The sequence below is a fragment of the Nocardiopsis deserti genome, assembly GCF_008638355.1.
Taxonomy (GTDB): Bacteria; Actinomycetota; Actinomycetes; order Streptosporangiales; family Streptosporangiaceae; genus Nocardiopsis; species Nocardiopsis alborubida.
The window spans coordinates 385,158-398,233 of sequence record NZ_VWVS01000012.1 but is presented as its reverse complement, the minus strand read 5'-3'; the positions used below and the strand labels follow the sequence as shown (position 1 = coordinate 398,233).

At 71.5% G+C, this 13,076-nt stretch carries 14 protein-coding genes; 2 read left to right on the top strand and 12 right to left on the bottom strand.

Annotated elements, in window-relative coordinates:
• Nucleotides 1-516: 516 nt before the first annotated feature.
• The 6 genes from rdgB to FYW99_RS16815 form a co-directional block, all read right to left on the bottom strand.
• Nucleotides 517-1,122, bottom strand: coding sequence for an RdgB/HAM1 family non-canonical purine NTP pyrophosphatase (gene rdgB / locus FYW99_RS16840; RefSeq protein ID WP_150252967.1), 606 nt, complete (start codon nucleotides 1,120-1,122; stop codon nucleotides 517-519).
• Between the two features lie 56 nt (nucleotides 1,123-1,178).
• Nucleotides 1,179-1,898: a ribonuclease PH gene (gene rph / locus FYW99_RS16835; protein WP_082768660.1), complete on the bottom strand. Its 720-nt coding sequence runs from the start codon at nucleotides 1,896-1,898 to the stop codon at nucleotides 1,179-1,181.
• An 81-nt stretch (nucleotides 1,899-1,979) separates the two neighbouring features.
• Nucleotides 1,980-2,732, bottom strand: a complete 753-nt coding sequence (locus FYW99_RS16830; RefSeq protein ID WP_150252966.1) for an MBL fold metallo-hydrolase — start codon at nucleotides 2,730-2,732, stop codon at nucleotides 1,980-1,982.
• A 348-nt stretch (nucleotides 2,733-3,080) separates the two neighbouring features.
• On the bottom strand, nucleotides 3,081-4,028 hold the full coding sequence (locus FYW99_RS16825) for a PLP-dependent cysteine synthase family protein (protein WP_150252965.1): 948 nt from the start codon (nucleotides 4,026-4,028) through the stop codon (nucleotides 3,081-3,083).
• A 7-nt stretch (nucleotides 4,029-4,035) separates the two neighbouring features.
• Complete coding sequence (locus FYW99_RS16820) at nucleotides 4,036-4,314, bottom strand: MoaD family protein (RefSeq protein ID WP_017567442.1); 279 nt, start codon at nucleotides 4,312-4,314, stop codon at nucleotides 4,036-4,038.
• 95 nt (nucleotides 4,315-4,409) lie between these two features.
• Nucleotides 4,410-4,844, bottom strand: coding sequence for a M67 family metallopeptidase (locus FYW99_RS16815; RefSeq protein WP_061083708.1), 435 nt, complete (start codon nucleotides 4,842-4,844; stop codon nucleotides 4,410-4,412).
• A 133-nt stretch (nucleotides 4,845-4,977) separates the two neighbouring features.
• On the opposite strand from FYW99_RS16815, the gene FYW99_RS16810 reads away from it, so the two are divergent.
• Complete coding sequence (locus FYW99_RS16810; protein ID WP_150252964.1) at nucleotides 4,978-6,279, top strand: nicotinate phosphoribosyltransferase; 1,302 nt, start codon at nucleotides 4,978-4,980, stop codon at nucleotides 6,277-6,279.
• A gap of 52 nt (nucleotides 6,280-6,331) precedes the next feature.
• The gene (locus tag FYW99_RS16805; RefSeq protein ID WP_150252963.1) at nucleotides 6,332-6,901 is read left to right on the top strand and encodes a nicotinamidase; all 570 of its coding nucleotides are present in this window, start codon (nucleotides 6,332-6,334) and stop codon (nucleotides 6,899-6,901) included.
• 84 nt (nucleotides 6,902-6,985) lie between these two features.
• Here FYW99_RS16805 and FYW99_RS16800 read toward each other — a convergent pair whose 3' ends face one another.
• The 6 genes from FYW99_RS16800 to FYW99_RS16775 all read right to left on the bottom strand — a co-directional run bounded on the left by FYW99_RS16800 (nucleotide 6,986) and on the right by FYW99_RS16775 (nucleotide 13,041).
• Nucleotides 6,986-7,849 (bottom strand): alpha/beta fold hydrolase, encoded by an 864-nt coding sequence (locus FYW99_RS16800; RefSeq protein WP_150252962.1) that lies wholly within the window; start codon nucleotides 7,847-7,849, stop codon nucleotides 6,986-6,988.
• An 89-nt stretch (nucleotides 7,850-7,938) separates the two neighbouring features.
• The gene (locus FYW99_RS16795; protein WP_150252961.1) at nucleotides 7,939-8,946 is read right to left on the bottom strand and encodes a tryptophan--tRNA ligase; all 1,008 of its coding nucleotides are present in this window, start codon (nucleotides 8,944-8,946) and stop codon (nucleotides 7,939-7,941) included.
• Between the two features lie 66 nt (nucleotides 8,947-9,012).
• Nucleotides 9,013-9,999, bottom strand: a complete 987-nt coding sequence (locus FYW99_RS16790) for a zinc metalloprotease (RefSeq protein ID WP_150253000.1) — start codon at nucleotides 9,997-9,999, stop codon at nucleotides 9,013-9,015.
• A gap of 135 nt (nucleotides 10,000-10,134) precedes the next feature.
• Nucleotides 10,135-11,859 carry a DEAD/DEAH box helicase gene (locus tag FYW99_RS16785; protein ID WP_150252960.1) on the bottom strand — a complete coding sequence of 575 codons (1,725 nt, stop codon included), beginning with the start codon at nucleotides 11,857-11,859 and terminating at the stop codon, nucleotides 10,135-10,137.
• 158 nt (nucleotides 11,860-12,017) lie between these two features.
• Nucleotides 12,018-12,227, bottom strand: coding sequence for a hypothetical protein (locus FYW99_RS16780; RefSeq protein WP_150252959.1), 210 nt, complete (start codon nucleotides 12,225-12,227; stop codon nucleotides 12,018-12,020).
• Between the two features lie 16 nt (nucleotides 12,228-12,243).
• Nucleotides 12,244-13,041 (bottom strand): class E sortase, encoded by a 798-nt coding sequence (locus FYW99_RS16775; protein WP_150252958.1) that lies wholly within the window; start codon nucleotides 13,039-13,041, stop codon nucleotides 12,244-12,246.
• Between the last annotated feature and the right edge of the window lie 35 nt (nucleotides 13,042-13,076).

Below are 13,076 nucleotides of genomic sequence, written 5' to 3'. Positions count from 1 at the left end.
AAATCAAACACGCGCTGTTGAGTTCTCAAGAAACAACCGCTCTTCGCTTACAAGCCGCTGTGGGCTTTTCCGCCGAAGGCGTCTGCGTTTCCGCTTTGTTGTGTCTTTACTTTATCAGGTGTTCCGCACCCCGCCAAATCGGCGGTTTCTGCGAAATTGCACCGGATCAAGAAGACCGGTTCCTCTTTTCGAGGCAACTCCCCGAGCCTACACGCTCCGAGCACATGCTCGAACCATCGAAGTCTGGAGAGGAGGTCAGAACAGCGGTCCGGTTCCGAGCCGACCCCGTGGGGTGTCTCGCCGTCCCGCAGCGACCCGATCGAGTTTAGGCAACCTCAGCGGCGGCGTCAAATCCGCCTGGACTCGGAGGGGACTCCTGTCCGGGGCCTGGTCGTTCGTCGGCTTGCTTGTCGTCTGACACAGACCCTTCCCGGAGGCTGCGGGGCCAAACATGGGAGGACGGGATTTCCCGTCCCCGGGGCGGGGCCGCCCCGGGGACGAGCACCGACGAGGACCTCAGAGGATGTCCGCGAGCTCCCGGGCGAGCATGCGGAAGGCGATCCCCCGGTGGCTGATCGCGTTCTTCTCCGCCGGGGACAGCTCCGCCGTGGTGCGGCTCTCTCCCTCGGGAACGAACACCGGGTCGTACCCGAAACCGTTCTCCCCGCGGCGCTCGCGCAGCAGGCGGCCGCGCAGCACCCCCTCGGCGACGGCCTCGGTCCCGTCCGGCATCACCAGCACAGCCGCGCACACGAACTCGGCGCCCCTGCGCTCGGCCGGGGCGTCGGCCATCTGGTCCAGGACCAGGTCCAGGTTGGCCCGGTCCTGGTCGCCCGCACCGAAGCGGCCCGCCCAGCGCGCGGACAGCACGCCGGGCATCCCGCGCAGTTCGTCCACGGCGAGACCGGAGTCGTCGGCGACGGCGGGCAGTCCGGTGTGCTCGGCGATGGCCCGTGCCTTGAGCAGCGCGTTGCCGAGGAAGGACGCCTCGGTCTCGGGTACCTCCGGCGCGTCCGGGAAGGCGTCGAGCGAGAGCACCTGAGCCTCCACCCCGGCGTCGGCCAGGATGGTCCGCATCTCCGGGACCTTCTTCGCGTTGCGCGTGGCCAGGACGATCTTCACGGTTCCCCCTCCCTGGGGCGCACCGCCGGTACGGGCACCGACCCGCGGGGTGGCGGTCACTCCGACAGGGCCTTCTTCTGGATCGCGGTCAGTTCCCCGCAGCCGGAGACGGCGAGGTCGAGCAGCTGGTTGAGCAGGTCCCGGTCGAAGGGTGCGCCCTCGGCGGTGCCCTGCACCTCGATGAACTTCCCGTCGCCGGTGAGGACGACGTTCATGTCGGTGTCGGCGACCGAGTCCTCCAGGTAGTTCAGGTCCAGCCGGGGCTGACCCTGGACCACGCCCACGCTGACCGCAGCCAGGGAGCCGGTCAGCGGGTTGTTCTTGAGCTTGCGGCGCTTGCGCAGCCACTTCATCGCGTCGGCCAGCGCCACGTAGGCACCGGTGATCGCGGCGGTGCGGGTGCCGCCGTCGGCCTGGAGCACGTCGCAGTCCAGGGTGATGGTGTGCTCGCCCATCGCCTTGAAGTCCACGACGGCGCGCAGGGAGCGGCCGACCAGGCGGGAGATCTCGTGGGTGCGGCCGCCGATCTTGCCGCGGACCGACTCGCGGGAGCCCCGGGTGTCGGTGGCGCGGGGCAGCATCGCGTACTCGGCGGTGACCCACCCCTCGCCGGTGCCGCGGCGCCAGCGCGGGACACCGTCCTCGACGCTGGCGGCGCACAGCACGCGGGTGTCCCCGAACTCGACGAGTACGGAGCCTTCCGCGTGGCGGAGCCAGTTGCGGGTGATGGTCACAGGGCGGAGTTGGGTCGGAACGCGTCCGTCAGGTCGGGCCATGGACAAGAGCGTATATCCGTGGAGTGCCCCGCGGTGCTGGAGCGCGGAACCGCGCGGCCGGACCCCTTCCCTCTGCCCCGGTCAGCCGCCGACCGTGTGCACCTGGCCGCTGCGGGCCAGGCCGATGGGCCCGTCGTAGGCGGAGCGCGCCTCGGTGAGGGTGACGTCGTCGTCGTTCCACGGCACCAGATGGGTGAGCAGCAGGCTGCGGGCGCGGGCCCGGCTGGCGTGCTCGCCCGCCTCGCTGCCCGTCAGGTGCATGTCCTTGGGGTGGTCGAGGTGGTCCTGGAAGGCCGCCTCGCACAGGAACAGGTCGGTGTCGGCGGCCAGGTCCACCAGGGAGTCGCACACCCCGGTGTCGCCGGAGTAGGCCATGGCCGCACCGCCGTGCTCCAGGCGGATGCCGAAGGCCTCCACCGGGTGGTTGACGTGGTCGACACGGGCCCGGAAGGGGCCGAGCGAGAACGGCCCGGGGGCGAGTTCGTGGAACTCGAACACCTCGGTCATGCCCGGGTCGGGGTCCAGGCCGTAGGCCTCGGCCATCCGCCGGGCCACCCCCTGGGGCCCGTAGACCGGGATGCGGGGTTTGGCGCCGCCCGGGTGGTACGCCCTGGCCACCCAGTACGAGCACAGGTCGAAGCAGTGGTCGGCGTGCAGGTGGCTCAGATAGACGGCGTCGACGGAGTAGATGTCGACGTGCCGCTGGAGAGCTCCGAGCGCGCCGTTGCCCATGTCGAGCAGGAGGCGGTAACCGTCCGCTTCGAGCATGTAGGAGGAAGCCGGGCTGTCCGGCCCGGGGAAGCTCCCCGAGGACCCGATAATCGTGAGTCGCACGTCGTCGTCGCCTTCTCGATGGGCCGCGCGGCGTCCGTGGCACCCCCGCCGAGAGTCTGTGCGGAGTGCGGATGGCGGCTGGTTCTGCGGATGTCCCGTTGTTACGGGTGTACCCCAATGCCCGCCCGGGTGGTACAAAATGTGGCCCGCGTCTCACGCGACCTCGGTCACGTGTGAATTTTTCACACCGCTTGACGGCGTATGTCTTGTTTGTTCGGGGCCTGTTTCACCGGTGTTCAGAACGGCGCGGAGGCCGGCACCCGAAGGTGCCGGCCTCCGCCGGGGCCCGGACCGCCGCTCCCCGGACGGGTCACGGCGGATGCCGGGCGGGTTCCGCAGGTCCTGGACCTAGGCCCAGAGCTGGCCGTCGAGGCGTTCCTCGGCCTCCTCCAGCGTGCCCTCGTAGGCGCCGGTGGACAGGTACTTCCAGCCGGCGTCGGCGATGACGAACGCGATGTCGGCGCTCTCCCCCGCCCTCTCGGCCTTGCGTGCCATGCCCAGCGCGGCGTGCAGGGCGCCGCCGGTGGAGACGCCCGCGAAGATGCCCTCCTTGTCCAGGAGCTCCCGGGTCCGCCTGAGGGCGGCTTCGGAGGGCACGGAGAAGCGGGTGGTGAGCACCGACTCGTCGTAGAGCTCGGGCACGAACCCCTCGTCGAGGTTGCGCAACCCGTACACCAGCTCGCCGTACCGGGGCTCGGCCGCCACGACCTGCACGCCGGGCCGGTGTTCGCGCAGGTAGCGTCCCACTCCCATGAGGGTGCCGGTGGTGCCCAGCCCCGCCACGAAGTGGGTGATCCCCGGCAGGTCGGCGAGGATCTCGGGCCCGGTGGTCTCGTAGTGGGCCCGGGCGTTGGCCGGGTTGCCGTACTGGTAGAGCATCACCCACTCGGGGTGGGCCGCGGCCATCTCCTTGGCGACGCGGACGGCCTCGTTGGAGCCGCCCGCGGCGTTGGAGAAGTGGACCTCGGCGCCCCACATGGCCAGCAGCTGCTTGCGCTCGGCGGAGGTGTTCTCCGGCATGACGCAGACCATGCGGTAGCCGCGCAGCTTGGCGACCATGGCCAGCGAGATGCCGGTGTTCCCCGACGTCGGCTCCAGGATGGTGCAGCCCGGGGAGAGCAGCCCGTCCTTCTCGGCCTGTTCGATCATGAAGAACGCGGCGCGGTCCTTGATCGAGCCGGTGGGGTTGCGGTCCTCCAGTTTCGCCCAGAGCCGGACCTGCGGCGAGGGCGAGAGCCGGGGCAGGCCGACGAGCGGCGTGCCGCCGAGGGAGTCGAGCAGGGAGTCGTAGCGCATGTGCGGCCTAGCGGCTTCCGCCGGCCACGGCCGGCAGGATCGTCACGTTGTCGCCGTCGGAGAGCTCGGCCTCCAGACCGCCGACGAAACGCACGTCCTCGTCGTTGAGGTAGACGTTGATGAAGCGGCGCAGCTTGCCATCGTCCACCAGGCGCCCGGCGATGCCGGGGTAGCGGCTGTCCAGGTCGGCGAACAGCTTGCCGAGGGTGTCGCCGGAGCCCTCGACGACCTTGGCGTCGCCGGTCAGGTTGCGCAGGATGGTCGGGATGCGGACCTCGATGGCCATGAAGGTTTCTCCGTTAGCGGTCGTTGGTGTGCGTTCATTGCCAACAGGGGGCGCGCGGTGCCCATTCCTGGGCGCCGCCCCGTGTGGTGTGGAACCTACGGGGCGGTCGCGGCGCCGTCGCCGGGCCCGGTGACCTCCACCGGTTCCTCGGTGACCTGGCCGTCGACGATCCGGTAGGAGCGGAACTCGACGGTGTCGGGCTCGCGCGTGGACACGAGCACGTAGTGGGCGCCCGGCTCGGACGCGTAGGAGACGTCGGTGCGCGAGGGGTAGGCCTCGGTCGCGGTGTGGGAGTGGTAGATCACGACGGGTTCCTCGTCGCGGTCGTCCATCTCCCGCCAGACCTTGAGCTGTTCGAGGGAGTCGAACCGGTAGAAGGTCGGCGACCGTTCGGCGTTGACCATCTCGACGAAGCGCTCGGGGCTGTCGGAGCCCTCGGGTCCGGCCACGACGCCGCACGCCTCGTCGGGGTGGTCGCGGCGGGCGTGTGCGACGATCCTGTCGTAGATCGCGCGATCAATCCTCAGCATGCCTCCAGAGTACCTACATCCGGTTCCCTACCAACCAAATGGGTATTGTTGACGGGCCGTGGGGGCCGCGGCGGCCCGGTGCTGGTGGGGGCAACCTCATGCGGCCCACCCGGCACGGATTAGGCTCGTGCGCATGAGCGAGGACAGCAGCAGCGCGCTGCTCACCGACCACTACGAACTGACGATGCTCCAGGGAGCGCTGCACAGCGGCGCCGCCGCCCGCCACTCGGTGTTCGAGATGTTCGCCCGGCGGCTGCCGGAGGGGCGCAGGTACGGGGTCGTGGCCGGAACGGGCCGCTTCCTGGAGCTGCTGGAGCGGTTCCGGTTCGGCACGGAGGAACTCGACTTCCTGTCCGACAACGGGATCGTGGACGAGCGCACCGTGGAGTGGCTGGCCGACTACCGGTTCTCGGGCAACGTGTGGGGCTACGGCGAGGGCGAGGCGTACTTCCCCGGATCGCCGATCCTGGTGGTGGAGGCCTCCTTCGCCGAGGCCGTGCTCCTGGAGACCCTGGCCCTGTCGGTGTACAACCACGACAGCGCGATCGCCTCCGCCGCGACGCGGATGGCGGTGGCGGCGGGCGGTCGGCCGCTGATCGAGATGGGGTCGCGGCGCACGCACGAGCGGTCCGCGGTCGCCGCGGCCCGCGCCGCCTACGTCGCGGGGTTCGCCACCTCCTCCAACCTGGAGGCCGGGCGTTCCCACGGAGTGCCGACCGGTGGGACGGCGGCGCACGCGTTCACGCTGCTGCACGACAGCGAGCGGCACGCGTTCAAGGCTCAGCTGGAGTCCCTGGGCAGCGGGACGACGTTGCTGGTGGACACCTACGACGTGGAGCGCGCGGTGCGCACCTCCGTGGAGCTGGCCGGATCCGAACTGGGCGCGGTGCGGATCGACTCGGGTGACCTGGCCGCCCACGCCGGGCGCGTGCGGGCGCAGCTGGACTCCCTGGGCGCGACGGACACCCGCATCGTGGTGACCGGGGACCTGGACGAGCACTCCATCCAGGCCCTGGCGGTCGCGCCGGTGGACGGCTACGGGGTGGGCACCTCCCTGGTGACCGGTTCGGGCGCGCCGACGGTGTCCCTGGTGTACAAGCTGGTGGCGCGGGCGCGCGGTCTGGAGGAGGACGCACCACTGGAGCCGGTGGCCAAGCGCTCGGTGGGCAAGCCGAGCCGGGGCGGGCGCAAGTGGGCGGTGCGGCGCCTGGACGACAAGGGAACGGCTGTGGCCGAGGAGGTCTATCCCCATCCGCCGTCCCCGCAGGTGGGGACGCGCCCGCTGCTGCGGCCGCTGGTCGCCGACGGCGTGGTGGTGGGCCACGAGAGCGTGCACGAGGCCCGGGAGCGGCACCGGGCGACGGTGGCGGAGCTGCCCGAGGAGGCCCTGCGGATGTCGCGTGGCGAGGCCGCGCTGCCGACGGTGTTCCACTAGGAATGGCGGTACACGGACCCGGGCGGGTCCGACGACGGAAAGGGGTGCCGCTGTGAGGGCGCTCATCGTGGTGGACGTGCAGAAGGACTTCTGCGAGGGAGGGAACCTGGGGGTGGCGGGCGGGGCCAGCACAGCGGCCGCCGTCACCGAGTACGCCCGCGCGAGCGACTACGACCACGTGGTGGCCACACGAGACTTCCACATCGACCCGGGGGAGCACTTCTCGGAGGAGCCCGACTTCGTGGACAGCTGGCCGCGCCACTGCGAGGCGGGCACCGCGGGGGTGGAGTTCCATCCCGGCTTCGACGCCTCGCTGGCCGAGGAGGTCTTCGACAAGGGGCACTACACGGCCGCCTACAGCGGCTTCGAGGGCGTGACCGAGGAGGGCGGGGTCACGCTGGGCTCGTGGCTGCGCGAGCGCGGGGTGGACGAGGTGGACGTGGTGGGCATCGCCATGGACCACTGCGTGAAGGCGACCGCCCTGGACGCGGTGGCCGAGGGCCTGCGCACGCGGGTGCTGCTCGGGCTGACCGCCGGGGTGTCGCGCCCGACCGTGGACGCGGCGCTGGAGCGGCTGCGCGAGGCGGGCGTGCAACTGGAGGGCGAGCCGCTGGTCGGCTGACCGCGGTGTTCGCGGGCGGTCCGCCGCGGGCGCGCTGGCGGAGGAGGCGGACCGGGGTCGGTCGCGGCCCCGGTACCGCCCACGTCAGCGGTGGGCGAGCAGGGCGCGCAGCACGTCCCCGGCGTGCGTCCACAGCAGGGAACCGCCCGCGTCCGGAACGAGGTGGCGGCGGGCCCCGGGAACACGGCTGGTGAGCAGGGCGCCCCGGTCGGGCGAGTGGAAGGTGTCCAGTTCCCCGTACCAGACGTCGACAGGGACGGATATCAGTGCCAGGTCCAGGTTCCAGCGGGCGGTGGCCAGAACGGTGTCGCGGGCGTAACCCGCTCCGCCCCGGGCGAACCCCTCGGCGAGTGCGCGCCGGTAGGCGGCCTCGAAGCCGGGTGTGCGGTAGACGGCGAGGTCGGGTTCGGGGCTGGAGGCGTTGACCAGGTCCCACATGGACTCGGGGCCGAAACCGCACAGGTTCCGTTCGGCGGCCTCGGGATCGGCGGCGACCAGGTCGGCGAGGGCGCGCGGGCCGGGCGGCAGCGCCGCGGCGAACTCGGGCCGGGCGACCTCGTCGGCAGCGGAGACCAGGGCGAGGGAGCGGGCAGCGCCCGCGGCGGCGCAGGCCAGCGCGAACGGCGCGCCCTGGGAGTTGCCGACGACGGCGGGCCGTCCCAGGCGCAAGGGTCCGGCCAGGGCCCGCACGTCCTCGGCGAAGTCTGCGAGCGTGCGGCCGGGAGCCGGGTCGGAGGCACCCAGACCCGGACGGTCCACGGACACCAGGCGAGCGCCCAGCCCTGTGAGGAGGTGGACACCGAAGCCGAGGGACCGGCCGGTGGCCGCTCCGGGACAGAGCAGCACCGGGGTGCCGCCTGGGGTACCCCACTCGCTCCAGGCAAGTGCCCTTCCGTCGGGCAGCGTCACGTAGCCGATGCGTTCGGGCGGGTCCGTTCCGAGTTCCATCGGCGCATCCTAGGAAGGCCGGGTCCGGCTCGCCAGCGGTTTTCGCGGGGGCGGCGGGTCAGCGCGCGCTGACCCGCCGCCCCCGCGTGTCAGGCGACGCCGACGGCGGCGCGCACGCGCTCCAGGGTGGCGCGGGCGCGCTGGCGGGCGCGCTCGGACCCGGCCGCCAGGATCGCGTCGATCCGCGCCGGGTCGGCCATCAGCTCCTCGTAGCGGTCGCGCTTGGGACCCAGTTCGGTGTTGATCGCCTCGAACAGCTCGTTCTTGAGGTCGCCCCAGCCCATGCCGCCCGCCTCCAGGCGCTTGCGCACCTCGGAGACCTTCTCGGCGTCGGCGAAGTGCGTGAGCAGCTGGAAGGGCACCGAGCTGTCGGGGTCCTTGGGGTCCTCGACCGGCGTGGAGTCGGTGGGGATGCGGCGGACGGCCTTCTTGAGCTTGTTCTCCGGCAGGAAGAGCGGGATGTGGTTGTCGTAGGACTTGCTCATCTTGCGGCCGTCGACGCCGGGCAGGATGCTCGCGTCGCTGTCGTCGATGACGCCCTTGGGGACGGGGAAGCTGTAGGCCCCGCCGAAGCGGTGGTTGAAGTACCCGGCGATGTCGGCGGTGTACTCGATGTGCTGGGACTGGTCGCGGCCCACGGGGACGTGGGTGCCCTCCATGACGAGGATGTCGGCGGCCATGAGGATGGGGTAGTTGTACAGCCCCATGTTGATCCCGGCGTCGAGGTCGGTGATCCCGGCCTCGTTGTTGCGGTCGCGGGCGGCCTTGTAGGCGTGCGCGCGGTTCATGAGGCCCTTGGGGGTCAGGGCGCTCAGGATGGTGGTGAGCTCGAAGGTCTCGGGCACCCGGGACTGCTGGTAGACGATCGTCCGCTCGGGGTCGAGCCCGCACGCGAGCCAGGTGGCAGCGCCTGACCGGATGCTGTGGCGGAGCTCGTCGGCGTCCTTGATGGTGTTGAGCGCGTGGTAGTCGGCGATGAAGTAGTAGGTGTCGTAGGCCGTGGCCGCGCTCAGGGCGGGCTTGATCGCGCCGATGTAGTTGCCCAGGTGGAAGTCGCCGGTGGGCTTGATCCCGGTCAGGTACGTGTTCGCTGCCATGGTGACAAGCCTAGCGGCGGCCGGGCCCGCGCACGGTCGCGGCCACGCCCCGGGGCCGCCGCCGCGTCAGGCGCGGAAGGCCGCCCAGTGCTCGACCATGCGCTGGGCCTGGCCCGTGGTGAAGTGGGTCATGCAGGCGTCGTCGCTGTAGTTCATGAAGTTGGTGACGGGGTCCTCACCCTTCTGCTCGGGGCAGGTGTCGCGGCCCTCGGGGCAGCCGGAGGCGGCCTCGCGCTCGTAGGCGGTGTCGTCCACGTAGTCGCCGGGCGAGGAGCAGCCGTTCTGGAACGTGTGGAAGAGGCCGAGCCAGTGGCCGACCTCGTGGGTGCCGGTGTGGCCGAGGTTGAACCGGTCGCGGTCGCCGCCGGGCAGGGTGTCGTGGGCGATCACCACGCCGTCCTGTTCGGGCGCCTCCTCGTAGTCCTGGGGGAAGGAGGAGTAGCCGAGCAGACCGGTGCCCAGGTTCGAGGTGTAGATGTTGAGGGTCCCCGCGTCACCCTGGCGCAGCTCGGCGTGGACGGTGTCGCGGTGCTCGGCGAAGCTGGTGAACCAGTCGTCGTTGACCGTGCGGGTGACCTCGCTGAGCTCGAAGCGGAAGCCGGTGTCGATGGGCTCGGCGCTGCCCGCGGCCCCGGTCCGCCGTGCGGCCTCGGCTGCCTGGGCCGGATCCGCGGCGGTGTCGCCGCCGTAGGCGGCGTTGAGGACGTCGACCTGCCGTTGGACGCGTTCGTCGCTGACCTCGCCGCTGCCGTCCTCGGCGGAGATGACGTGCACCACGACCGGGACGGTGTGGGGCGGCTGGAGCTCCTGTCCCCGCAGGGGCACGAGCGCCTCCTGGAGCTGCTGCTCGTAGAGGGCGGCCTGACGCGGCGTCACCTCGCTGCCACCGGATGGCCGGGCGGCCGCGTCCGGGTCGGCGACCCTGGCGGCGCCGGGCAGGCAGGGCTCCAGCGCCTCGGGCTCCCCCGGTGCCAGCTGGGCGCGCGAGGAGTCGGTTCCGACGGTGCCGGGCGTCGTGGCCGTGACCATTCCGGCCAGGGCGAACCCGCACATCAGCAGTCCGGTGCAGAGCGCGGCTGAGCCGCCGCGAGAGCTGTGTCCACTCATCTCACACAAGGTAATGAAGTGGACACTGAGGGCTTATGGGACATGCGTGAGCTTGCGAAGTGTTTGCCCGTTTCGGGTGGACTACCGCCCGCCGACGGCCCAGACGCGGATCTTGGCGATCCGCTCGCGGATCTGCGTCGGGGTGGCCTGCGCGACCGGTGGCCCGCCGCAGGCGCGGCGCAGCTCGTTGTGGATCACCCCGTGCGGCTTGCCGGTGCGGTGGTGCCAGGCACCCACGAGACCGCTCAGCTCGCGGCGCAGGTCGGCCAGGACCTGGTGGGTGGGCCCCTCCTCCTCGGCGGGCTCCTCCACCTTGCGGGTCCTGACCTCACTCGCCTTGAGGTCGGCCTTGCGCTTGCGCAGGAGCTGGGAGACCTGCTGCGGGTCGAGCAGACCGGGCAGGCCCAGGAAGTCCTCCTCCTCGGTGGACCCCGGCACTCCGCCGTACTCGGCCCCGTCGTAGAGGGCGCGGTCGAACTCCGCCGCCGACTCCATGGTCTCGAAGGGCAACTCCTCCCCCGCGTCGGGGGTGTCCCGCTTCTTGTTGGCCTCCCGGAGCAGGTCCTCCTCCGGGTACTCGTCGCCCTCCGCCGGGGTCCGGTCGAGCACGTGGTCGCGCTCGCGCTCCATCTCGCCCGCGTACTCCAGCAGGGTGGGCACGGAGGGCAGGAAGACCGAGGCGACCTCGCCGCGCTGGCGCACGCGCACGAAGCGGCCGATGGCCTGGGCGAAGAACAGCGCGGTGCTGGTGGAGGTGGCGTACACGCCCACCATCAGCCGGGGCACGTCCACACCCTCGGAGACCATGCGCACCGCGACCATCCAGCGGTCGTCGCCCACGGCGAACCGGGAGATCTTCTTGGAGGCCCCGGGGTCGTCGGACAGGATGACCGTGGCGCCCTTGCCGGTGATCTGGCGCAGGATGCGCGAGTAGGCACGGGCGTTCTCGTGGTCGCTGGCGATGACCAGCGCCCCCGCGTCCGGGTGGGTCTTGCGGACCTCGGTCAGGCGGCGGTCGGCGGCCTGGAGCACGCGCTTGATCCAGTCGCCCTTGGGATCCAGGGCGGCCCGCCACGCCTGGGAGAGCGCGTCCTGGGTGAGGGGCTCCCCCAGTCTGGCGGCGAGCTCGTCGCCCGCGCGGGTGCGCCAGCGCATCTCGCCGGAGTAGGCCATGAAGATGACGGGGCGCACGACCCCGTCGGCCAGGGCGGGCCCGTACCCGTAGCTGTAGTCCCAGGAGCAGCGGCGCACCCCGGCGACGTCCTGGACGTAGTCGACGAAGGGGATGGGGTTGATGTCGGACCGGAAGGGGGTTCCGGTCAGGGAGAGGCGCCGCGCCGCCGGGTCGAAGGCCTCGCGGGCCGCGTCGCCCCAGGACAGGGCGTCCCCGGCGTGGTGGACCTCGTCGAAGATGACGAGGGTCCTGCGCGCCTCGGTCCGGTTTCGGTGCAGCATCGGGTGGGCGGCGACCTGGGCGTAGGTGACGGCCACGCCGACGTACTGGCGGCCCAGGGCGCCCTGCCCGTTGCGGAAGTCGGGGTCGATGGCGATGCCGAACCGTGCGGCCGCCTCGGCCCACTGCTTCTTGAGGTGGTCGGTGGGGCACACGATGGTGATGGCGCGCACCGTGTGCCGGTGGAGGAGTTCGCTGGCCAGGGTGAGGGCGAAGGTGGTCTTGCCCGCACCGGGGGTGGCCACGGCGAGGAAGTCCCGCGGTTCCCGGCGGAAGTACTCCTCGAACGCCTCCCGCTGCCATGCGCGAAGGCCTCTGAGCCGGTCCTCCGTCGTGGTCTGCGTCACCGTCATGCTGCGAACCGTCCCCCGTTACTCACCCCCATGAGGTTAGCGGGCACCGTGGACCGTTCCGGGAGCCTGGCCAGTGGCGCCGCGCACACGGCGTGTCCCAGGCCCCGGAAAGGCCACCGGTCCCCGCCGGTTCCCTCATCGTCCACGAACACTCCGGGCTACCCGCCGGACCCGCCCCCGGGCTCCGCCCCGCCCCCGGTCTGGGCGCCCTCGACGTCGACGGCGCCGTCGTTGAAGGGCATGTGCGGCGAGATCGCCGGAAAGGCGAAGAACCACAGCAGCAGGGCCGCGCCCACCGCCAGACCGAGCGCCAGGATGAGCTTGGAGACCCACGGACCGGGCAGGACACGCCAGATCAGACCGTACATTCGCTTTCCTTACTCGCTAGGCCTCGGGGGCCATGTGGGCGATCGAGTCGGGCATCCCCTCGGACTTGGGCGTGGTCTCCACCAGCTCCGCCCAGACGATGAGGCGGTGCGTGTTGTTCAGCTTGGGCGCGCACGTGGTGAGGGTGAGCAGGGACCTGCCCGGCTCCTCGTCGGTGGCCTCGTCGAAGGGGTCCGGCTCGATCACCCACACGTCGGTGGGCAGGACCGTCTCGTCGCGGAAGACCTCGTAGGTGTAGAAGTTCTCCCCGTCCTCCAGCACCATGACGTCGCCGTTCTGGAGCAGGTCCAGGTCCCAGAACAGGCCCGGGGTGCGGTGGGCGGCCACGGCGTAGTTGCCCTCCCCGCCGGGGTCGCTGGAGTACTCGGTGTAGTGGCCGGGGCTGTAGCGGATGTCCTCCTGCGTGGTGCCGTTGACCACCACCCAGTCCAGGTCCAGGCTCGGCACGTACAGGCGGCTGTCGGCGCTGCCCGGCAGGGGCTCGGAGTCCGGGCCGGCCTCCGCGGCCGCCTGGTCGGCGGACCAGGCCTCCTCCAGCCCCTGGGCCAGGTCCTGCTGTTCGCGGTCGGTCTCCCACTGGGAGCCGTACACCTCGTAGCCGGCGTAGAAGAGCATGAGCAGACCGGCGGTCAGCATGATCTCGCCGAAGAACCGGACGATGCCGCGCACGACGTCGCCGGGGGTGGCCCTGGGCCTGGGGCGGCGCCGACGGCCGCCGGGGGCCCGCCGTCCACGCCCCTCCCCGCGTCCGGGCCGGGGACCCTCGTGGAACTGCCGTTCAGTTGTGGACACCAATACGACCTACTCCTGTGGACGCTTCCGTGTGCACC